Origin of the sequence: Paracidovorax anthurii (genome assembly GCF_003269065.1) — a bacterium.
In the GTDB taxonomy this organism is placed as follows: Bacteria; Pseudomonadota; Gammaproteobacteria; order Burkholderiales; family Burkholderiaceae_C; genus Paracidovorax; species Paracidovorax anthurii.
Genome location: NZ_QLTA01000002.1, coordinates 186,446 through 205,532, shown reverse-complemented (window position 1 = coordinate 205,532; position 19,087 = coordinate 186,446). Strand labels below are relative to the sequence as shown.

19 protein-coding genes and 1 tRNA gene are annotated in these 19,087 nt (G+C 66.8%); 5 read left to right on the top strand and 15 right to left on the bottom strand.

All coding sequences use genetic code 11. The features are described from left to right. Positions 1-15 precede the first annotated feature (15 nt). On the top strand, positions 16-1,203 hold the full coding sequence (locus tag AX018_RS02045) for a PepSY-associated TM helix domain-containing protein (RefSeq protein WP_111875643.1): 1,188 nt from the start codon (positions 16-18) through the stop codon (positions 1,201-1,203). Positions 1,204-1,210: 7 nt separating this feature from the next. Here the strand turns inward: AX018_RS02045 and AX018_RS02040 are convergent, their stop codons facing one another. From AX018_RS02040 to AX018_RS02030, 3 genes are all read right to left on the bottom strand, one after another. Then, on the bottom strand, positions 1,211-2,725 hold the full coding sequence (locus AX018_RS02040) for a tripartite tricarboxylate transporter permease (protein ID WP_111875679.1): 1,515 nt from the start codon (positions 2,723-2,725) through the stop codon (positions 1,211-1,213). A gap of 2 nt (positions 2,726-2,727) precedes the next feature. Further along, complete coding sequence (locus AX018_RS02035) at positions 2,728-3,294, bottom strand: tripartite tricarboxylate transporter TctB family protein (protein WP_111875642.1); 567 nt, start codon at positions 3,292-3,294, stop codon at positions 2,728-2,730. A 129-nt stretch (positions 3,295-3,423) separates the two neighbouring features. Continuing rightward, complete coding sequence (locus tag AX018_RS02030) at positions 3,424-4,383, bottom strand: Bug family tripartite tricarboxylate transporter substrate binding protein (protein WP_111875641.1); 960 nt, start codon at positions 4,381-4,383, stop codon at positions 3,424-3,426. 132 nt (positions 4,384-4,515) lie between these two features. On the opposite strand from AX018_RS02030, the gene AX018_RS02025 reads away from it, so the two are divergent. Genes AX018_RS02025 through AX018_RS02015 form a run of 3 tightly spaced genes read left to right on the top strand, consistent with a single transcriptional unit; the run spans position 4,516 to position 7,084 of the window. Next, positions 4,516-5,199 (top strand): response regulator transcription factor, encoded by a 684-nt coding sequence (locus tag AX018_RS02025; protein ID WP_111875678.1) that lies wholly within the window; start codon positions 4,516-4,518, stop codon positions 5,197-5,199. Next, a complete protein-coding gene (locus tag AX018_RS02020) occupies positions 5,196-6,668 on the top strand; it encodes a sensor histidine kinase (RefSeq protein WP_111875640.1) in 1,473 nt (490 codons plus the stop codon). Before AX018_RS02025 ends, AX018_RS02020 begins: the two co-directional genes overlap by 4 nt. Further along, positions 6,665-7,084 (top strand): RNA-binding S4 domain-containing protein, encoded by a 420-nt coding sequence (locus tag AX018_RS02015; RefSeq protein WP_111875639.1) that lies wholly within the window; start codon positions 6,665-6,667, stop codon positions 7,082-7,084. The genes AX018_RS02020 and AX018_RS02015 overlap by 4 nt, the downstream gene beginning before the upstream one ends. A 7-nt stretch (positions 7,085-7,091) precedes the next feature. Here the strand turns inward: AX018_RS02015 and AX018_RS02010 are convergent, their stop codons facing one another. Then, the gene (locus AX018_RS02010) at positions 7,092-7,868 is read right to left on the bottom strand and encodes a thioesterase family protein (RefSeq protein WP_111875638.1); all 777 of its coding nucleotides are present in this window, start codon (positions 7,866-7,868) and stop codon (positions 7,092-7,094) included. 403 nt (positions 7,869-8,271) lie between these two features. Here AX018_RS02010 and AX018_RS02000 point away from each other — a divergent pair, with 403 nt between their 5' ends. Continuing rightward, complete coding sequence (locus AX018_RS02000) at positions 8,272-8,856, top strand: TetR/AcrR family transcriptional regulator (RefSeq protein ID WP_111875677.1); 585 nt, start codon at positions 8,272-8,274, stop codon at positions 8,854-8,856. Between the two features lie 161 nt (positions 8,857-9,017). Here AX018_RS02000 and AX018_RS01995 read toward each other — a convergent pair whose 3' ends face one another. The 11 genes from AX018_RS01995 to tilS form a co-directional block, all read right to left on the bottom strand. Further along, positions 9,018-9,608 (bottom strand): recombinase family protein, encoded by a 591-nt coding sequence (locus AX018_RS01995; RefSeq protein WP_111875636.1) that lies wholly within the window; start codon positions 9,606-9,608, stop codon positions 9,018-9,020. A 268-nt stretch (positions 9,609-9,876) separates the two neighbouring features. Then, a complete protein-coding gene (locus AX018_RS01990; RefSeq protein ID WP_146749202.1) occupies positions 9,877-10,770 on the bottom strand; it encodes a rolling circle replication-associated protein in 894 nt (297 codons plus the stop codon). Between the two features lie 359 nt (positions 10,771-11,129). Further along, positions 11,130-12,338 (bottom strand): zonular occludens toxin domain-containing protein, encoded by a 1,209-nt coding sequence (locus AX018_RS01985; protein ID WP_170146160.1) that lies wholly within the window; start codon positions 12,336-12,338, stop codon positions 11,130-11,132. 5 nt (positions 12,339-12,343) lie between these two features. Beyond that, on the bottom strand, positions 12,344-12,643 hold the full coding sequence (locus AX018_RS01980; RefSeq protein ID WP_111875633.1) for a DUF2523 domain-containing protein: 300 nt from the start codon (positions 12,641-12,643) through the stop codon (positions 12,344-12,346). A gap of 4 nt (positions 12,644-12,647) precedes the next feature. Then, positions 12,648-12,938, bottom strand: a complete 291-nt coding sequence (locus AX018_RS25120; RefSeq protein WP_170146156.1) for a hypothetical protein — start codon at positions 12,936-12,938, stop codon at positions 12,648-12,650. 1,423 nt (positions 12,939-14,361) lie between these two features. Beyond that, positions 14,362-14,622, bottom strand: coding sequence for a major capsid protein (locus AX018_RS01970; RefSeq protein ID WP_111875631.1), 261 nt, complete (start codon positions 14,620-14,622; stop codon positions 14,362-14,364). A 592-nt stretch (positions 14,623-15,214) separates the two neighbouring features. Beyond that, positions 15,215-15,526, bottom strand: coding sequence for a hypothetical protein (locus AX018_RS01965; RefSeq protein ID WP_111875630.1), 312 nt, complete (start codon positions 15,524-15,526; stop codon positions 15,215-15,217). A 303-nt stretch (positions 15,527-15,829) separates the two neighbouring features. Continuing rightward, positions 15,830-16,216 carry a hypothetical protein gene (locus AX018_RS24560; protein ID WP_146749200.1) on the bottom strand — a complete coding sequence of 129 codons (387 nt, stop codon included), beginning with the start codon at positions 16,214-16,216 and terminating at the stop codon, positions 15,830-15,832. A gap of 376 nt (positions 16,217-16,592) precedes the next feature. Next, positions 16,593-16,685: transfer RNA gene (locus AX018_RS01955), tRNA-Ser, on the bottom strand. 43 nt (positions 16,686-16,728) lie between these two features. Beyond that, the gene (locus AX018_RS01950; RefSeq protein WP_111875629.1) at positions 16,729-18,000 is read right to left on the bottom strand and encodes an aspartate kinase; all 1,272 of its coding nucleotides are present in this window, start codon (positions 17,998-18,000) and stop codon (positions 16,729-16,731) included. 128 nt (positions 18,001-18,128) lie between these two features. Continuing rightward, on the bottom strand, positions 18,129-19,076 hold the full coding sequence (gene tilS, locus AX018_RS01945; protein ID WP_111875628.1) for a tRNA lysidine(34) synthetase TilS: 948 nt from the start codon (positions 19,074-19,076) through the stop codon (positions 18,129-18,131). Positions 19,077-19,087 lie beyond the last annotated feature (11 nt).

The following is a 19,087-nucleotide window of genomic DNA, read 5'->3' as shown; positions in this document are numbered from 1 at the left end:
AGAACGAACGACGACATGACCCCCAGCGCCCTCAAGACCTGGTCCTGGCTGCACAAGTGGAGCAGCCTCGTGTGCACCGTGTTCATGCTGCTGCTGTGCCTCACGGGCCTGCCGCTGATCTTCCACCACGAAATCGGCCACCTGCTGGGCACCGAGGTGGAGGCGCCGGCCATGCCCGCGAACACGCCGCGCGTGAGCCTGGACAAGGTGCTGGAGGTCGCCCGCGCGCAGCACCCGGACCGCATCGTGCAGTTCGTCTCGCAGGCCGAGGACAGCCAGGACCTCTGGTTCGTCACGCTCACCCACACGCCGGAGCCCTCCACCGACTTCCGCTCGGTGGCGGTGGACGCGCGCACCGGGGAGGTGCTGGCGCAGCCGCGCTTCGACGAAGGCTTCATGTACGTCATGTACAAGCTGCACGTGGACCTGTTCGCGGGGCTGGCCGGCAAGCTGTTCCTGGGCTTCATGGGGCTGCTGCTGCTCGTGGCCATCGTGAGCGGCGTGGTGCTGTACGCGCCCTTCATGCGCAAGCTCGAATTCGGCGAGGTGCGGCGCGACCGCTCGGCGCGCGTGAAGTGGCTCGACCTGCACAACCTGCTGGGCATCGTCACGCTGGTGTGGGCCTTCGTCGTGGGCGGCACGGGCATGATCAACACCTGGGCCGACCTGGTCATCAAATACTGGCAGCACGACCAGCTCTCGGCGCTGCTCGTGCCCTACGCGGGCCAGCCGGTCACGCCGCCGGCCGAGCGCGGCTCGGTGCAGAAGTCGCTGGACGCGGCGCTCGAACGCGCGCCGGGCACCAAGCTGTCGTTCATCGCCTTCCCCGGCACGGCGTTCTCCAGCCCGCACCACAACACGTTCTTCCTGCACGGCAGCGAGCCGCTGACCTCCAAGCTCTACCAGCCCGTGCTGGTGGACGCCCGCACCGCGCAGGTCACGGCCGCGCCGGAGCTGCCGTGGTACCTCACGGCCCTGCTCATCTCGCAGCCCCTGCACTTCGGCGACTACGCCGGCATGCCGATGCAGATCCTCTGGGCGCTGCTGGACATCGCCACCATCATCGTGCTGGGCAGCGGGCTCTACCTGTGGCTCAAGCGCGGCAGCAGCGCCACCGCCCCGCAAAAGGACAAGGCCAAGGACAACGGGGCGCCCCAAGGCGCCCCGCTGGAACCGACCGCGGCCCGTACCGCTCGAACCTGAGCGCCGGTCAGGCCGCCTGCGCCATCTGCAGGCGGCGCGCCGCCCAGCCGCGCAGCAGGCGCGGCAGCACCAGCACCGCCACCACGATCACGATCAGCGCGAGCGACATCGGGCGGGTCACGAACACCGACCAGCTGCCCTCGCCGATCGAGATCGCGTTGCGCATCTGCGCCTCGGCGAGCGGCCCGAGGATCATGCCCACCACCACGGGCGCGGTGGGGAAATCGAAGCGCCGCATCATCACGCCCAGCAGGCCGATGCCGTAGAGCAGGAACAGGTCGAACGCGCTCTGGCGCATGCCGTAGGCCCCCACCGTCGCGAAGATCAGGATGCCCGCGTAGAGCTGCGGCTTGGGGATCTTCAGCAGCTTCACCCACAGGCCCACCATGGGCAGGTTCAGCACCAGCAGCATCACGTTGCCGATGTAGAGCGAGGCGATCAGCGCCCACACCAGCGCGGCGGAGCTGGTGAACAGCTGCGGCCCCGGGTTGATGCCGTAGTTCTGGAACGCGCCCAGCAGCACGGCCGTGGTGTTGGAGGTGGGAATGCCCAGCGTGAGCAGCGGGATCAGCGCGGCCGTCACCGTGGCGTTGTTGGCGGCCTCGGGGCCGGCCACGCCCTCGATGGCGCCCTTGGTGCCGAACTCCTCGCGGTTCTCGCCCTTGGCGAGCTTCTTCTCGGCGGCATAGCTCAGGAAGGTCGGGATCTCGGTGCCGCCGGCGGGAATGCAGCCGAACGGCGTGCCCAGCAGCGTGCCGCGCAGCCAGGCCGGCACCGAGCGCTTCCAGTCGCGCGCCGTCATGTGCACGCGGCCCATGGCGTTGCGCGTGTCCACCTGCCGGCCCTCGTACATGGCGGCGTACAGCACCTCGGACACGGCGAACAGGCCCACGGCCACCAGCACGATATCGATGCCGTCCAGCAGCTCAGGCTGGCCCAGCGTGTAGCGCGCCGCGCCGGAGATCTGGTCCATGCCGATGCAGCCCAGCGCCAGCCCCACGAACAGCGCCGTGAGGCCGCGCACCGTGCTCTGGCCCAGCACCGCGCTCACCGTGGTGAAGGCCAGCACCATCAGCATGAAGTACTCGGGCGGGCCCAGCTTCACGGCGAATTCGGCCACCGAGGGCGCGAACAGCGTCACCACCACCGTGGCGATGGTGCCCGCGACGAACGAGCCGATGGCCGCGGTGGCGAGCGCCGCGCCCGCGCGGCCGCTCTTGGCCATCTTGTTGCCCTCCATCGCGGTCACCATGCTCGCCGTCTCGCCCGGCGTGTTGAGCAGGATGGAGGTGGTGGAACCGCCGTACATGGCGCCGTAGTAGATGCCCGCGAAGAAGATCATGGAGGCCGTCACCTCCACCTTGGCCGTGATGGGCAGCAGCATGGCCACGGCCACCGCCGGGCCGATGCCGGGCAGCACGCCCACGGCCGTGCCCAGCGCGCAGCCCACCAGGGCCCACAGCAGGTTGGCGGGCGTGGCCGCCGTCGCGAAGCCCTGCAGCAGGGCGTTGAAAATGTCCATCATCACAGCCACCCCGTTTGCGTCAGGCCCGGCAGGTTGATCGCCAGGAATTGCGTGAACGCCCAGAACACGGGCGCGGAAATCGCCAGGCCCGTGAACGCATCCACGGCCCAGGTGCGCGCCGCGCCCGCCGCCGGCTGGTGGGCCGCGCGGCGCAGGCCCTGCACGGCGAGCAGGTAGCACAGCGTGCAGCTCAGGATGAAGCCCACGGTGCCGATCAGCGCGGCATTGAGCAGCAGCCCGGCCGACACCCAGACGAAGGCCTGCTTGTCGGCGCGCGCGGCACCGCCCGGCTCCCCCATGGAGCGGAAGCCGCCGGAGAGCGCCTCCCACAGCAGGAAACCACCGCACACGGCCAGCACGGCCGCCACCAGCCAGGGCAGGAAATTGGGGCCCACGCCGCCGTAGCCGGCATCGCCGGGGATCTGCAGCGCGCCCGCGGCGAGCGCGGCCGCCGTGAGCAGCACGCCGCAGCCCACGATGGTCTGGGCACGCCGGGAAGGCACGGCGCCCGCGTCGCCGTCGCTGGCGGACACGGCCGTGGGGGAAGGTGCAAGAGGCTCTGTCATGGTGGAAATGTCCTCCGGGGGGAAAACCCGCCCGGGCTCCATGCGCGCAGGCACGCGCCACGGCGGGGTGGCGGCCCTGCGCGCGGGGGCGCGGACGAAGCGGTGGGGGGTAGGCGGCCGGCCCGCGGGTCAGACCATGCCGGCCTTGACCATGGTGGCGCGCATGCTGGCGAACTCCGCGTCCACGAAAGTGCCGAACTCGTCGCCCGCCAGCCAGGCGGCGGTCCAGTCGTTCTTTTCCATGGACTCGGCCCAGCTCTTGCTCTTCATGGCCTGCGCGACCATGTCGATGAGCGCCTTGCGCTGCTGCGCGCTGATGCCGGGCGGGGCATAGACGCCGCGCCAGTTGCCGATCTCGACGTTGATGCCCTGCTCCTTCAGCGTGGGCACCGCGGAGCCCTTGAGGCGCTGGCCCGACGTGACGGCCACGGGCACCATCTTCTTGGTGTTGATGTACTCGGCCATCTCGCTGTAGCCGCCGCCGCCGATGGTCACGTTGCCGCCCAGGATGGCCGCGATGGATTCGCCGCCCCCCCGGAACGCCACGTAGTTGATCCGGGCCGGGTCCACGCCCACCTCGCGCGCGATCATCGCGGCCGCGATGTGCTCGGTGGAACCGCGCGAGCCGCCGCCCCACTTCACGCTGCCCGGGTCCTTCTTGAGCTGGGCGATCACCTCGGCCATGGACTTGTAGGGCGAGTTGGCGGGCAGCACGAACACGTTGTATTCGCTGGTCAGGCGCGCGACCGGCGTGGCCTGCGACAGGTTCACGGGCGGCTTGCCGGTGATGATGCCGCCCACCATCACCGAGCCCATCACCATCAGCGCGTTGGGATCGCCCTTGGCGGAATTGACGAACTGCGCCAGCCCGATAGCGCCGGCCGCGCCGCCCTTGTTGTCGTAGGTGACGGAGGACGCCACGCCGGCATCCTGCATCGCCTTGCCCAGGGCGCGGCCGGTGGTGTCCCAGCCGCCGCCGGGATTGGCGGGCAGCAGCATCCGGATCGCGCTGGCGGCGCTGGCCGGCAGCGGCAACGCCCCCGCTGCGGCGAGGGCCGCCAGGGATTTGAGGAAGGTATCGCGGCGCATGCTTGTCTCCTTGATTTCGTTGTATGCGGAACGGGGCCGATGATGCGCCCGCTTCCTGTCAAACGGCTGTCCTCCGACTCAGGGAAAACACCCATGCGATGCCTCCGCCGGGGCAATGCTATGGTCCCGCGCATGCAACTGCTTCTCGTGGAAGACGACCCCGCCATGCAGGCCACGCTGCAGCGCTCGCTGGCGCGCCGGGGCATGGAAGTGACGGCGCTCGGCGACGGCCGCGCGGCCCTGGCGCAATGGACGGCGCGGCCGCCCGATGCCGTGGTGCTGGACCTCACCCTGCCCGGCCTGGACGGCCTGCAGGTGCTGCAGCAGGCGCGCTCGCAGGGCCTGCGCACGCCCGTGCTGCTGCTCACCGCGCGCGGCACCGTGGGCGACCGCGTGCTGGGCCTCAATGCCGGCGCCGACGACTACCTGCCCAAGCCCTTCGACCTGGACGAGCTGGAGGCGCGCCTGCGCGCGCTGGTGCGCCGCATCGGCGACCTGCCGGAGGCCCGGCCCGCGCCCACCTCGATGGCCCTGGGCGCCATCCGCTACGAAAAGGAAAGCGGTGCCATCTACCTCGGCAACGAGGTCATGGAGCTCACCCCGCGCGAGCTGGCCCTCATGCACGCTCTGCTCGCCCAGCCGGGCCACGCCGTGGCCAAGGAGCGCCTCTACGAGCTGGTCTTCCCGGGCCAGCTCGACGTGCAGTACGAGGCCATCGAGGTGGTCGTCTACCGCCTGCGCAAGAAGCTCGCCGGCACCGGCCTCACGCTGATGACGCTGCGCGGCCTGGGCTACCTGCTCAAGGCCGATCCATGAGCGCCGCCGCACCGCCACGCCGCGCGCACTCGCTGCGCCGCCAGCTGCTGCTGGGCATCCTCGTGCCCGCGGCGCTCTTCATCGCCTACAACACCGCCAGCCTCTACCGACAGACGCTCGCCGCCCTGCACACCGCCTACGACCGCACGCTGCTCGCCTCGGCCAAGACCATCAGCGAGCAGATCGACGTGAACGGCTACGACGAAGCGGCGCGGCTGCGCGCCATCGTGCCCTACTCCGCGCTGGAGGCCTTCGAGGCCGACAACCAGAGCCGCATGTTCTACCGCGTCTCCAACCTGCACGGCGATATGGTGTCCGGCTTCGCGGACCTGCCCTTCTGGCGCGGCAGCATTCCCGCGCGCCCGCCGTACTCGGCGCTGGTGGACTTCTACGACGACGAATTCCGCGGCCGACCCGTGCGCGTGGCCGTGCTGCTGCAGCCCGTGGCCAGCGCCACGGGGCGCGGCATGGCCGTGATCCAGGTGGCCGAAACCCTGGAGCTGCGCCGCACCCTCGCGCTGCAGATCCTCTGGGCCACGCTCGCGCGGCAGGCGCTGCTCGCGCTGGTCATCGCGCTCATCGTGGTGGTGGTGGTGCAGCGCGCCATGCGGCCCGTGCGCCAGCTCAGCGACCACCTGCAGGAGCGCCCCGGCGACGATCTGCGGGCCATCGCCGCGCCGGCCGCGCCGCGCGAGTTGCAGCCGCTCATCGAGGCCACCAATCACGTCATGCAGCGCCTGGCGCACCTGCTCGCGCACCAGAAGCGCTTCGTGCGCGACGCATCCCACCAGTTGCGCACGCCCCTGGCCGTGCTCAAGACGCAGGTGCAGTCGGCCCTGCGCGGCGACGCGCCGCCCCAGCAGGCGCTGCGGGAGATCCAGGACACGGTGGAGCGCGCCACGCAGCTCGCCAACCAGATGCTCGCGCTCGCCAAGGTGGAGCAACTGCGCCAGCAGAGCGAGGCGCCCCGCACGCGCTTCGACGAAGTCCTGCGCAGCGTGGCGCTGGAGATCTCGCCGCTCATCGCCCAGAAGGACCTGGACTTCGGCATCCACACGGACGCGGCGCCCATCCAGGCGCACGAATGGATGCTGCGCGAGCTCACGCGCAACCTGCTGCACAACGCCATCCGCCATTCCCCGTGCTCGGGCGTGCTCTCGGTGGACCTGCGCTGCGATGGCCGGCACGCGGCGCTCACCGTCTCCGACCAGGGGCCGGGCATCGACGCGGAGCTGGCGCAGCGGCTCTTCCAGCCTTTCTCGGCCGGCGACGTGCGCACCGGCTCGGGCCTGGGCCTGGCGATCTGCCAGGAGATCGTGCAGGCGCTGGACGGACACATCGAACTCGCCAACCGGGAGGCCGGCGGCCATGTCATCGGCCTGGACGCCATCGTGCGGCTGCCGCTGCGCCCGGCGGCGGCCCCGGCCGATGGCACGGGCGCGGCGGCTCGGGGACAATCGGGCCCATGACCCCTCCCGAATCGATGCGCCTGGACAAATGGCTGTGGTGCGCGCGCTTCTACAAGACGCGCGCGCTGGCGGTGGAAGAAATCGGCAAGGGCCGCGTCACCGTGAACGGCCAGGCCGCGAAAGCGGCCCGCGAACTGCGCTGCGGCGACACCGTGGCGCTGCGCCAGGGCCAGATCCCGCGCACCGTGATCGTGCGCGGCCTCAGCGGCGTGCGCGGGCCGGCCCCCATCGCGCAGCAGCTCTACGAAGAAACGGCCGAGAGCCTCGCCGCCCGCGAGCGCGCGGCCGAGATGCGCCGCCTAGCCCCCGAGCCCGCGGCCAGCCTGCACGACGGCCGCCCCACCAAGCGCGACCGCCGCGAAATCGACCAGGCGCGCGACTGGGGCAGCCGCTGGAGCGCCGCGATCGACGAGTGATCCTCCACTACCCGAACAGCGCGACCGTCTGCTGGCCGCTCATCGCCAGCCGGCCCTGTTGATCCCACACCTCCATGGCCTGCAGGGTGTAGCCCGAGACGGAATGCACGCTGTGGGAGCGCAGGAGGAACCACTCGCCCGCGGCCGCGGGCTGCGGCAGCTCGAACGACCAGGTCATCGAACTCACCGGAACGAACTCGGTCAGGCACGCCAGGTCCGCTGGCGGCAGGCAATCCGCCAGGGCCACCAGCGCCACCGCGGGATCGACGTGGTCCGCGCCACGGTGCCGGACCCAGGCCACCAGTTCAGGCTCGGGACTGCCCGAGAGGGGGCGCGCCGCGCCCGCGAACCGGATCTCGAAATTCTGCAGCAGCGCGGGCCCCTTCCCGTCGTCGTCGTATGTCGGGCAGGCGTGCGGCGGCGCCACCACCGGGGCCGCGCAGGGCGCACGCTGCAGGCGGCTGGGCCTGGCCTGCGCGAACAGGAAGGTCGAACGCACCGCCACCCCCGAATCCCCCACGCAATCCACCGCCGCAGACCGGGACGACTTGCCCTCGCGCAGCACGGTGGGCTGGAATGTCAGCGCCCCCCCGGCCGGGCCGGCGAACAGGATCTGCGCGGCCTTCAACGGCGGCGCCGTGCCTCGCACGGCACCCAGCGCGGCCTGCAGCGACAGCGCCGCGGTCAGCCCGCCGTACACCGTGCGGCCCTGGGACCACGCCCCGGGCGGGTGAAAGACCAGGGCGGGATCGAAGTCCGCCACGACATGGGAAAGCGATGACATGGGAAAAACCTTTCGTGTGGATGAATGGAAGGACACAGCCTCGTCAGCGCACCACGGGCTGCGGACAGGCCCCGGCACCCGGGCCCTGCCGGATCTGCACGCATGTGGCATCCAGCGGCGGGTGCTGGGTGCCGGGCGCTGACCCGATCGAGGACGGAGTTCTCGCGGTCGCATGGGCCTTCGCCGCACCGGCCGCGAGCCATGCCCGGTCGAAAGCCTTGCCGAGGCCCCTGCCGGCCCCCTTCAACAGCGCCACGCCACCTTGAATCCTCATCGCTTCGCTCCTTCGATGGTTGTCATTGAATGACGTCAATAATATTATCACCATCATCCAAAGAAAAGTACGCACTCCATCCCAGGCGGACGGTGATAGGCTCCATGGCAGCAGTTGAATGACCCCAGCATGCGATACGACGCAGAACACAAGCAGCGCACGCGCGAACGCGTGGTGCGCGAAACCTCCGAAGCCCTCAGGGAGCATGGCCCCGACCAGATAGGTGTCGCCACCCTGATGGCCCGCGCGGGCCTGACCCATGGCGGCTTCTATGCGCACTTCGCCTCCAAGGAAGCGCTGGTGGCCGAGGCCATCGCCAGCATGTTCGAGGACCAGCGCGGCGCCTTCGATCGCGCGATGCAGGACTCGCCACCCGCCGAAGGGCTCGCGGCCTACATCGACAGGTACCTGAGCACGCGGCACCGCGACCACCGGGGACAGGGGTGCCCGGTGGCGGCGCTCTCCGGAGATCTGGCACGGATGCCGGCGAGCATGCGGGAGAGCTTCGACGCCGGCGTGGGCCACATGATCGACCGCATCGCCGGCATCCTCCACCAGTTGGCCCACGAGCATCCCCGGGAACAGGCCGCCTCGGCGGTCGCAGAAATGGTGGGCGCGCTGACCGTGGCACGCGCCATCTCGGACCCGAAGCTGTCGCGGTCCTTGCTGCATGCCTCGAAAGACGGCCTCAAGAAACGCCTGGGCCTCGCGTGAGGCACGGGGCGTAGCGTCTGCGGCACCACACCCGGGCGGTCGAACCGCCCCGGGCTCCGTGAACTCTCCGCGCGCTGCGAATGCGGCCTGAAAACAGAAAAGCCCCAGGTGATGACTCACTTGGGGCTTCTGCGTTTGGCGGAAACGGATGGTTCCGGACGCTACACCTTATTGCTCTTGAGATACTGGCAAGGCTTCGTGACACGGTACACCGCACGCTTAGCAACCTGCACGGACACGCCGTATTTGAGACCCAACGCATGGTAGGTATACAGGCCAGTCAGATACTCGCGCACTAACTCAGCCTCATCATCGACAGACAACGCACGCACACGCCCAGGCTTACGGCCACGATCACGAGCAGCAAGCTGGCCGGCAATTGATCTCTCCCGAATCATAGACCGCTCAAGTTGAGCAACAGCACCAAGCATCTGCAGCATAAAGACCCCCATCGGCGAACCAGTGTCCAATGGCTCAGTAACACTCTTGATAGTCGCCCCAACACGGTCTAACTGACGAAGTATCTCCAAGAGATCGAAAAGACTCCGCGCAATGCGGTCGATCTTGTAAACCACGAGCACATCACCACGCCCCAAACTAGCAAGACAACGCGCCAACTCTTGACGCCCGCGCCGAGTCGCACCACTCGCCTTCTCCTGGTAAATAACCTCACACCTCATCCGACTCAGCGCGTCCAACTGCAGCGCCGTGTCCTGATCCTGAGTGCTGACCCTCGCATACCCCACAAGCATTCTTGCCCCCCCACAAACCGAGCCGTCGCCAATCCCGGTTTGTCATAGCAAACCGAATCTGACTACTCACCAGCTCGTTACGTGAGCAGTCGAGAGCCGATGCTATTGACTGCAGGGCCTCAGCGGTCGAGGCAGGTAAGACCACTTCCACGCGCACATTGCGGGAACGATGCGCAGCAACCCGCGCAGAATCACTTGCATGGACACGGGGGCGCCCAGGCCCGGTAACGATATTCGCCGGATCAGCAGATAAGGTCATGGCACCACCTCACGTATCAGGGGCCTCTACGGCCTCATTTCCGGGCTCGGTGCTAAGCATCCAAAACTTGCCCCACCGACCCACCTTGTGCGCGGCGATACGGTGCCCATCAGGCACACCGAAGGCCAGTGCCACGAGCTCGGCCAAGCTCATCTCAGGCATGTCGTATGTGACTGGCTTAGCGACCTCGATGCCCTGCGTACTGCCCCACCTGTTGCGGCCCTCAACACCGTCAGCGTGATCCTTGGTCAGGTACTTAGACACGTAGCCGGCGAGCTTGGCAAGGGACTCGCTGGTCTTGTGATACTTGCCCGGCAGACCATGGCGCGTACGCCGATGGCCATCAACATCAATGTTGCCGTTGTCCTTGCCAACCACCGACTGCCACAGCCTGCGCAGATAGTCCCAGGACCGCACACGACCATCGACGGTATCCAGGTACACAGGCAGCTTGTCGATAGCCGCATGGACATGCCAAGCACCGCGTGATTGCCGTTCAAAGGCGAAGACAGCGCGGAACCCCGGAATGGCCCTGCGCAGCTTGCGCAGCATCGCCGCCCAGTCAGCCCGGACCCTGTTGAAATCCACCATGTTTTCGCGGTACGTGCAAGTGAGTAACGAGGCAACACCAGCAGACTTGATCTTGTACCGACAGGTACGCTTTGCCCTCGCGGCACTGCGCTCCAGAGCCAAGCGCTTACGCTCAGCCTCACGCTCTTTTTCCAGCTCGGTGCCAGACTGGTCGATCTCAGGAGCTCGCAAATCAGGATCGTCCCAATCGCCCAAAGGCACATAGATTTTGCGAGGCCACGCCATCAACTCAACCTGCCCGGTTTGGGGAGCGCGCCACTCCTTGACCCGCCAACCCTCCTCGAAAACTTGACAATAGACACCCTTGTGCACTACATATCGGTCCACAGCACCTCCCATTGATCTTGCTGTCGGCCCCCGGTGGATTCCAGTCCGCGCGGGGGCAATTTTTTGGATCAGACAAACGTCGCGATCCAGCCGCCTTGCTTGTGCCGCCACTCCCAGCGCCACAGCTCATCCAACCAGCACCACTCACCGTCAGGCCACTCCCACACCAAGGGGACACCAATACCAACCACCAACCGTGCTACGCACGGCAGACGGTAAGCAGGGCGGTAGACGTGGATTCCTTGCATCGGTCGAGATATGTCTTATTGATAAATCTAGGCCGCGCTGCGCGCGGCCCCTACGCTACGCTCCGCTCGCGACGGGGCCGCCGCTACGCGCCGCTATCACCGCTCATACGTGCCCCGGACCTGACTGTTGCGGAGGGCAAGGGACTCGGCCCACCCAGGACGCTGCTGGGCGTGCGGAGGAGCCTGCACAGGCATGTTGATGACCACCGACTGAGGCGCAGGAGTCGGAGAGGCCAAGGCAGCTTGATCAACCCTAGCCATGGGTGGGTCCTGCTTACGCCAATCGACAAAGTAACCGTGCGCCACAATCTGCCGACACACGTCCGCAGGCACCTGCATCAAGGTGGCCTGTTGCGTGTAGCACTTGCAGGCCTTGCCCATGGACATACACGCGGCGGGGTATGGAGCATCCGTGGGAGCGGTCACGCCGTCGTAAACGCCGGCAGTGTGCGGGAAGCCCTCAATACGCGGCACTCGCTGATCCAGATACTCAGCCTTAGTCATCGACTGGCCCCGGCTTGACCCACCACCAGCACCACCCGTGCCAGACACAGCACGCTGGGCAGACGAGGCAGCACTGACACCGCCAGCTTGCTCCGCTTGCTTGACAAGCGTGGACCGCTCACCGACTGCGCCAGATGCTTGGGCAGTCAAAATCCAGACCACGGCTATGACAGACGCAATAGCAGCCAGCAAAGCACCGACAGCCCACCAAACTTTCGCAGGTATGCCCTTCTTTGCGGTATGCAGGCTCGCCGACTCATACCACGCATACACCTCCTTTGGGAACGGCCGAGACTTGATCTCCCCACTCTTACCGCTTCCAGGCTTCTGCGGCTGGTCATTGACGCTGGTCCACCGCAACTCATTGGACGAGTCGCCCATGAACGACGCTTTGAAGTGCCGATGCCAGCCAGGGCTAGCAATCACACGCCGAATGAACGCATCCATGTTCATTGGGTGTTGAGTGATGAAGTAGATATCCATGCCCCGCTTGCGGTGGGTCACAGGAATCATTTCGATCCACTCAGGCGGCTTGCCAGCACCGCGCAAAGGCAACTTCAGGTGGCACTCATCGATGATGAGGATAGAGCCGTCAGGGCAGTCCTGCCAAAGTTCAGGCGCGAACTCCTGCCAACCAAAATCGAACAGCGGCTGTTTCGCAGTGAACCCGCTGAAAAAGACGGGGCGACTAGTCTCTAGCTGCAACGCGCGCACATCAAGCAACGTGAACAACGTCTTACCAGCGCCATTAGCGCCTGTGGACAGATAGAGGAACCCAAGCTGCCGACGCAGCGATCGCACGCGCCTCATTTCGTGACCCACTTCTTGATCGTGTCACCCGTCAGGCCCTGCAGCAACATGCGAGTCGTGATAGCGCTTATGACGATCGACAGGAACGAGCCGACCCCCATGGCAGACAACATGCCAACGACCTGGCCCGGCATGCCAGCGATCGACGACACGACATTGGACTTAGCCCAAGCAAGGGTGGCAGACACACCCGTGATGGTCACCACGCTCATGCCCAACGACAACAACACCCGGCCAGCGAGCGTGCCCGCGATGTTGATAAGCCCACCGAGCAAGGCCGCAAGAAAGACAGGCATGTAGTCACCCCCGGAAAACGATCACGAGCCAAAGCACCGCACCGAAGCCCATCAAAAGCAGGCGGATCATTTCGAGATGCGGGCAAACACGAGACAGCTGTAGCGTGAAAGGCTTGCCGACAACATCAAACGTGACGTCGCTGACGCAGGAGCCAGACAGCAGATTCGTGGAGTCGTAGCGCTGGGCCATCGAGACAGTCTCATTGCCTGGCAAGTCCTTTGTTTGATCGCCAGTCTTACCCTTTGACTCCCCGTACAGCTTGGCCTCTTGTGACTGGGCAGCATCCTCGAACATCTGGCAATTGCGCTGGTGTTGCTCTTTCCCGATAGCACACATGATCGCGTCACCCTCACACGTCCACGCACCACAGGACCCGCCAAACGACTTCTTGTCACCGTCGGCGCAATCGTGACCGACGCAATCACCAGGGGTAGATGCGCCGCCAGCTGGACCGGAGGCACCTCCAGAGGGCGCCGACGCACCTCCAAACGGAGCCGAGGCACTGCCAGACGGCGGACTTGAACCACCGCCCGAGCCGGTGCCGGTGCCGGTGCCGGTGCCAGTGCCCGAGCCGGTGCCAGTGCCCGAGCCGGTGCCGGTGCCGGTGCCAGTGCCAGTGCCGGTGCCGGTGCCGGTGCCGGTGCCAGTGCCAGTGCCAGTGCCGGTGCCGGTGCCGGTACCACTACCACCCGCACCAGTACCGCCGCCAGTACCACCGCCAGCGCCGGTGCCAGTGCCGGTACCACTACCACCCGCACCAGTACCGCCGCCAGTACCACCGCCAGCGCCGGCCCCAGTGCCAGTACCCGTACCAGTACCGCCACCCGTACCACCGCCAGTGCCACCGCCAGTGCCACCGCCAGTGCCAGTACCCGTACCGTTACCAGTACCACTCCCCGCACCACCAGCGCCACTGCCACCAGCCCCGCTACCACCGTTGCCGTTGCCATCACTACCATTGCCAGACCCCGAGCCGGAGCCAGTGCCCGTGCCGGACCCACTACCGGTGCCAGATCCAGACCCGGAACCACTGCCGGAGCTAGGGACACAAGCCTCCAGGCCGTTCACATAGCCGCCGGACATACCAGCAGGGCACGGCGGGGGGTTGCTTGTCGGAGGATCACCAGATGCAGCGTTGCAAGACTCGCCCGTCTGCACACCAGACATGCGGGTCTTGTACGTGCACGCGCTGGTGCTCGCCCCCGAGCACTCAAGCACAGGAGTGCTTGGAGTCATGTCTGTGATGCATCCCGCGACGCAACTGCGAAACGCCCCCCTGGAGCCTGGGTAATCCAAGTCACCAGTGGAAGAGCCGGGAACGCACTGCCGCACCATCGGCACGATGTCGGCCGACCCACCGTTGTACGGCCCGCAACCAATCCAGCAGGTCCGCCCATCGGGCGCAAGCGTAGAGCTGCAGGACTGGCCGTCCATCTTCATACCCGCAGGGACAGCACTACAAGCGGCGGCGGCACTCGAAAACTCACCCTTGCCCGGATGCCCAGCGATCACGTAGACAGTCGTTGCCGCGTAGGACGGCAAGGCACCGGCCAACGCCAGCACCACCGCAAGCATCAACCGGAGAACATGAGCCATGCCGCCCCCAGGATGGCCACAATCACGAACAGGCCCATATCACCCCCTTGACGATGCGCCGCACATCGGCGCATTGGCAAAGGCCCCCGGTCGGCCGCCCGGGGACAGGACGCGAATCAGATCAGCGCAGCACGCCGCGAATCCACGCGAACACGGCAGTCGCGCCACGAACCATCAGACCTGCATTGCCGACGAGCGCAATCGTCGCGATACCGGCGAGGATGTAGGCCACGACCTCAGTGACATCCGGCTGCGCAGCCGCGGCGAACGCGGGCAGGGTCAGAGCCGCCGTGACGGCCACGCCAGTGACGGCGGTCTTGGCGGCGCGTGCGAGCGCTGCGAGCTTGGAGCCCTTGACGGGCAGGGTTTGCAGGGTTTGCATTTCAGTCATCCTTTGAAAGAGCACCACCAGGAAAGAAGGCCCGAGCGACCTCACGGAAGAGGAAGCCCACGGCCCACACTGCGACGATGGCCATCGCAATAAGGCCCCCTTCCTGCAACGTCAACGTCGTGAAGGGAGGAAAAGAAAGCTCGTGCACGACCGTGACCGTGCACGACTGGGAACACTGAATAACGGACGGATCAGCCACGGTCAGCGCCCATAGCGCGGGTCTGGAGTGCCTGCGGCACGTTGTCCCTCAAGCGCGAATGAGCGCCGGGGAGTGCCGAGCCGCCCGGGCGCGGATCGGCGCCACGCTTGATCCAGCGCCCGGCACCATCGGCGGAGGCACCAGAGCCGCTGGCATGGGCACCCGGGCGCGCTGGGCACTCCCCGCCCGGTGGCGGCGGGTACGTCGCGCGGGACGAGTCCACCATGGGGCGTTGCCCCATACCCCGGGACCCAGGCAGGCACGAACTCTCGGGGATCGCATCGATGGCCCGGCACGCAGCGTAGTAGTTACGGAGCAAGCGCCACGCCATGCCAGCGACGACCCCCAAGAAAGGGACGTACAAGAGCCACACAGTACCCATGGTCAAGCGCCAGGAGCCGAGGGAGCCCTGGGAGCCGGAGGACGCTTGTACGGCGTCAGGGCCGTGAGGATCGCCGTGATACGGCGGTCACGCATGCCAGCCTGGAGCGCGAACGCGCCCATGTAGATACCGGGAACAGGGGCGGCATCACCCATGAGGGCCTTGGGCAGTTGCAGCACGCCAACTTGCTCCATCTCGCCTTCATCGGACAGCAAGACGCACTCGGCATCCTGCATCTCCCACGCGCGGCCGTCCTTCGAGCCGCTACGCTTATCGTTGACTTTGAGGACTTGAATCAGAGAAGTCAGAGCCATAAGGTTCCCTTGGTTAGTTAACTACGGCCAGAGCCGGAAATGAGCGACAGCGCTCTGACATACCTACGGGGCATGCCGCAGGGCTGTCAGGACCGCACGATTTGGACGCTGGAGCACGGGAGCCAGCGGGGAGGATCAAAGTGCCCGACGAACTGAACAAGGCAGCGGCCAGTCCGAACACGCAGAACCTCCGCACGCCAACCACCCCAGGACACGGTTAGGCCACGCTTGACCAGCTTGTCGCGCATGTCCAAGTTAGCCTTGGACACAAAGCTTGACTGAGCTTGAGGTTTTGAGGCCATGTCAGCACCCCGCACCAATTGCGTATTCAGCGTGACGACAGAGCCGGTCGTATGCAGCCACACGTTCGCTGTTGGAGAGGTAGCCGCACATATCAGCAGCCTGCTGGAGAGCTATCAAGACAAAACCGCCGGCACTGAAACAACCGTCATGACCGTCACGAGTGGCCCACGACAAACGGTCGAGCTCCCGGCACTCATCCAGCGCGAGCACCCGATCCTCCGAGGGGCACTCCCCACCGCCTACGCTGGACTGAGCTACCAATCCAGCATCCACGCTGGGATCAGGCAGGGACTCGGCGGGGGGAGTGCTTCCGTCGTTGGCAGCGGCGGCGCCAAAAAACTGAGCGGAGTAGGTATCCGGGAAAGACGACGTGACAGAGGACAGCATGGGTAGCTCCATGGATAATGTGTTATCAATCCGGCAACGTACTCAGATCGACAACACAATTTTAGCGGAGCGTACTCAAAATGACAACAGACGAACAATTGATTTTACTTATCACAAAAGCAGAATCAATAGCAGGAGGTATCCGCCCGTTAGCGCGGCTGCTGGACATGAATGCGTCCAACCTGATCGCGATGAAAAAGGGAGAGCGCCCGGCAAACTGGAGGGTACGAGGTGGGCTGCGCGCTATAACCGGCGAAGAACCAGCACGCGCATTCATGGCAGCTATCGCAGAGGACTTAGCCACGTCAGAAAAGCCAGACGAAAAAAAAGCCGCCGAGAGCTTTGCAGCAATCTTGGCAGCTTTCCCAGCAGGTACTGGCGGAAACGGAGGGATTCGAACCCTCGATGAGGCTCTACACCCCATACTCCCTTAGCAGGGGAGCACCTTCGGCCACTCGGTCACGTTTCCAATCTCGCTATTATGCCTCAGATCGAAGGCATTCCAGACGAAATCAGGCCGCTGCGGGCTGGTCGAGTTCGAACGCCTTGTGCAGCGTGCGCACGGCCAGTTCGACGTACTTCTCGTCGATGACCACCGAGGTCTTGATCTCGCTGGTGGAGATCATCTGGATGTTGATGCCCTCCTCGCTCAGCACGCGGAACATCTTGGAGGCCACGCCCACGTGGCTGCGCATGCCGATGCCGACGATGCTCACCTTGCAGATCTTGGCGTCGCCCACCACTTCCTGCGCGCCGAGGGCGGGCACCACTTTCTCCTTGAGCAGATCGACGGTGCGCGCGAAGTCGTTGCGGTTGACCGTGAAGCTGAAGTCGGTCTTGCCGTCCTTGCTCAGGTTCTGGATGATGACGTCCACCTCGATGTTGGCGTCGGCCACGGCGCCCAGGATCTGGTAGGCGATGCCGGGCTTGTCGGGCACGCCCAGCACGGAGATCTTGGCCTCGTCGCGGTTGAATGCGATGCCGGATACGACGGCTTGTTCCATTTTTTCGTCTTCCTCAAAAGTGATGAGCGTGCCGGAGCGGGCTTCTTCCTCGATGTCGATGTCCCAGGGCGTGAAGCTGGAGAGCACGCGCAGCGGCACCTTGTACTTGCCGGCGAACTCCACGGAGCGGATCTGCAGCACCTTGCTGCCGAGGCTGGCCATCTCCAGCATTTCCTCGAAGCTCACGGTGTGCAGGCGGCGCGCCTCCGCCACGACGCGCGGGTCGGTGGTGTAGACGCCGTCCACGTCGGTGTAGATCAGGCACTCGGCGGCCTTCATGGCGGCGGCCACGGCCACGGCGGAGGTGTCGGAGCCGCCCCGGCCCAGCGTGGTGATGTGGCCCTGCTCGTCGATGCCCTGGAAGCCCGTGACGATCACGACCTTGCCGCCGGCGAGGTCGGCGCGCACGCGCTGGTCGTCGATGGATTCGATGCGCGCCTTGGTGTAGGCGCTGTCGGTGCGGATGGGCACCTGCCAGCCCGCGTAGCTCACCGACTCCATGCCTTCGGATTGCAGGGCGATGGCCAGCAGCGCGGAGGAGGCCTGCTCGCCGGTGGCGGCCAGCATGTCGAGTTCGCGGTGGTAGGCGGACGAGGCGCGCGAGGGGGCGAGGTCCTTGGCGAGGCCGAGCAGGCGGTTGGTCTCGCCGCTCATGGCGCTGGGCACCACCACCATCTGGTGGCCCGCCCGCGCCCACTTGGCCACGCGCTTGGCGACGTTGCGGATGCGCTCCGTGGAGCCCATCGAGGTGCCGCCGTATTTATGAACGATCAATGCCATTGGATATCCGGGGTGACGGTACGAAGGCCGCGGCGCGAGAGGGGGAAAACGTCACGGGAGGCGGGCCCATGCGCAGGGGTGTTTTGGCGCGCCGCCGTTATTCGTGCAGTTATGGGGACCAAAACCCATCAATTGTACCAACCGAGCACTTCGCCCTCGCGCACCACGAAGCCCCGCCCCACCTTGATGCGGATGCGGTGGCCGCGCGTGGCGCAGGCCTCGATCTGGTCGAGCAGCTCGCCCAGTTGCGCCGCCGAGGGCGTGGTGCCGTGCGCGCAGCGCAGCCAGTGGCGCAGGGCGTTGGCCCGCCGCTCGCGACCCAGGGCCCGCAGGGCCGCGATGCGCGGGGGCTGGCCCGCCACGAGCAGGTCGGACTCGGCCAGCTCGCGCAGCAGCACGGCCGCCTCCGCCGCGTGCGACGCGCTGCGCGCGAAGGTTTCGCGGAACCGCGGAAACGCGGCGTCCAGCGCGGGCAGCAGGCGCGCGCGGATGCGGTTGCGCGTGTAGCGCTCGTCGGCGTTGGTGGGGTCCTCGATCCAGGCCTCGCCGCGCGCGGCCAGCCAGGCGCGCACGTCCGAGCCCGCCACGCGCAGCAGCGGGCGGTGCCAGTCGATGCCGCCGCGCCGCCAGGATGCGGGCATGGCGGCCAGCCCGGCCACGCCGGCGCCGCGCGAGAGCGCGAGCAGGATGGTTTCGGCCTGGTCGTCGGCGTGCTGCGCGATTGCTATGCTTTGTATAGCAGACTGTGCAGTATTTCCGGCGACCAGGAGCCGCAAAGCCTCATAGCGCGCGCGCCGGGCGGCGTCCTCGGGGCTGTCGCCGGCCGCGTGCCGGGCGTCCACGCGCGCCGTGCGCAGGGGCACGGCCTGGCGCGCGCACAGGGCCGCGCAGTGCGCCTCGAAGGCGTCGGCCGCGGCCTGCAGCCCGTGGTGCACGTGCAGGGCATGGACCTGCCCCGGCCAGCGCGCGGCGCAGGCCAGCAGCAGCGCCGTGGAGTCGGCGCCGCCGCTCAGCGCCACGCCCAGGGGCAACGCCGGCCGGAAGCGGCCGATGGCCGCGTCGAAGGCTTCGGTCATGGGCCGTCCCC

Coding starts and splice junctions, on each gene's coding strand:
- AX018_RS25120 (WP_170146156.1), bottom strand. CDS start 12,938: ATGTTCGAGGATGCTGCCCAGTCACAAGAGGCCAAGCTGTACGGGGAG.
- tilS (WP_111875628.1), bottom strand. CDS start 19,076: ATGACCGAAGCCTTCGACGCGGCCATCGGCCGCTTCCGGCCGGCGTTG.
- AX018_RS01970 (WP_111875631.1), bottom strand. CDS start 14,622: ATGCAAACCCTGCAAACCCTGCCCGTCAAGGGCTCCAAGCTCGCAGCG.
- AX018_RS02035 (WP_111875642.1), bottom strand. CDS start 3,294: ATGACAGAGCCTCTTGCACCTTCCCCCACGGCCGTGTCCGCCAGCGAC.
- AX018_RS02025 (WP_111875678.1), top strand. CDS start 4,516: ATGCAACTGCTTCTCGTGGAAGACGACCCCGCCATGCAGGCCACGCTG.
- AX018_RS01965 (WP_111875630.1), bottom strand. CDS start 15,526: ATGGCTCTGACTTCTCTGATTCAAGTCCTCAAAGTCAACGATAAGCGT.
- AX018_RS02020 (WP_111875640.1), top strand. CDS start 5,196: ATGAGCGCCGCCGCACCGCCACGCCGCGCGCACTCGCTGCGCCGCCAG.
- AX018_RS01980 (WP_111875633.1), bottom strand. CDS start 12,643: ATGCCTGTCTTTCTTGCGGCCTTGCTCGGTGGGCTTATCAACATCGCG.
- AX018_RS02000 (WP_111875677.1), top strand. CDS start 8,272: ATGCGATACGACGCAGAACACAAGCAGCGCACGCGCGAACGCGTGGTG.
- AX018_RS02015 (WP_111875639.1), top strand. CDS start 6,665: ATGACCCCTCCCGAATCGATGCGCCTGGACAAATGGCTGTGGTGCGCG.
- AX018_RS02040 (WP_111875679.1), bottom strand. CDS start 2,725: ATGGACATTTTCAACGCCCTGCTGCAGGGCTTCGCGACGGCGGCCACG.
- AX018_RS01995 (WP_111875636.1), bottom strand. CDS start 9,608: ATGCTTGTGGGGTATGCGAGGGTCAGCACTCAGGATCAGGACACGGCG.
- AX018_RS02030 (WP_111875641.1), bottom strand. CDS start 4,383: ATGCGCCGCGATACCTTCCTCAAATCCCTGGCGGCCCTCGCCGCAGCG.
- AX018_RS24560 (WP_146749200.1), bottom strand. CDS start 16,216: ATGCTGTCCTCTGTCACGTCGTCTTTCCCGGATACCTACTCCGCTCAG.
- AX018_RS02010 (WP_111875638.1), bottom strand. CDS start 7,868: ATGTCATCGCTTTCCCATGTCGTGGCGGACTTCGATCCCGCCCTGGTC.
- AX018_RS02045 (WP_111875643.1), top strand. CDS start 16: ATGACCCCCAGCGCCCTCAAGACCTGGTCCTGGCTGCACAAGTGGAGC.
- AX018_RS01950 (WP_111875629.1), bottom strand. CDS start 18,000: ATGGCATTGATCGTTCATAAATACGGCGGCACCTCGATGGGCTCCACG.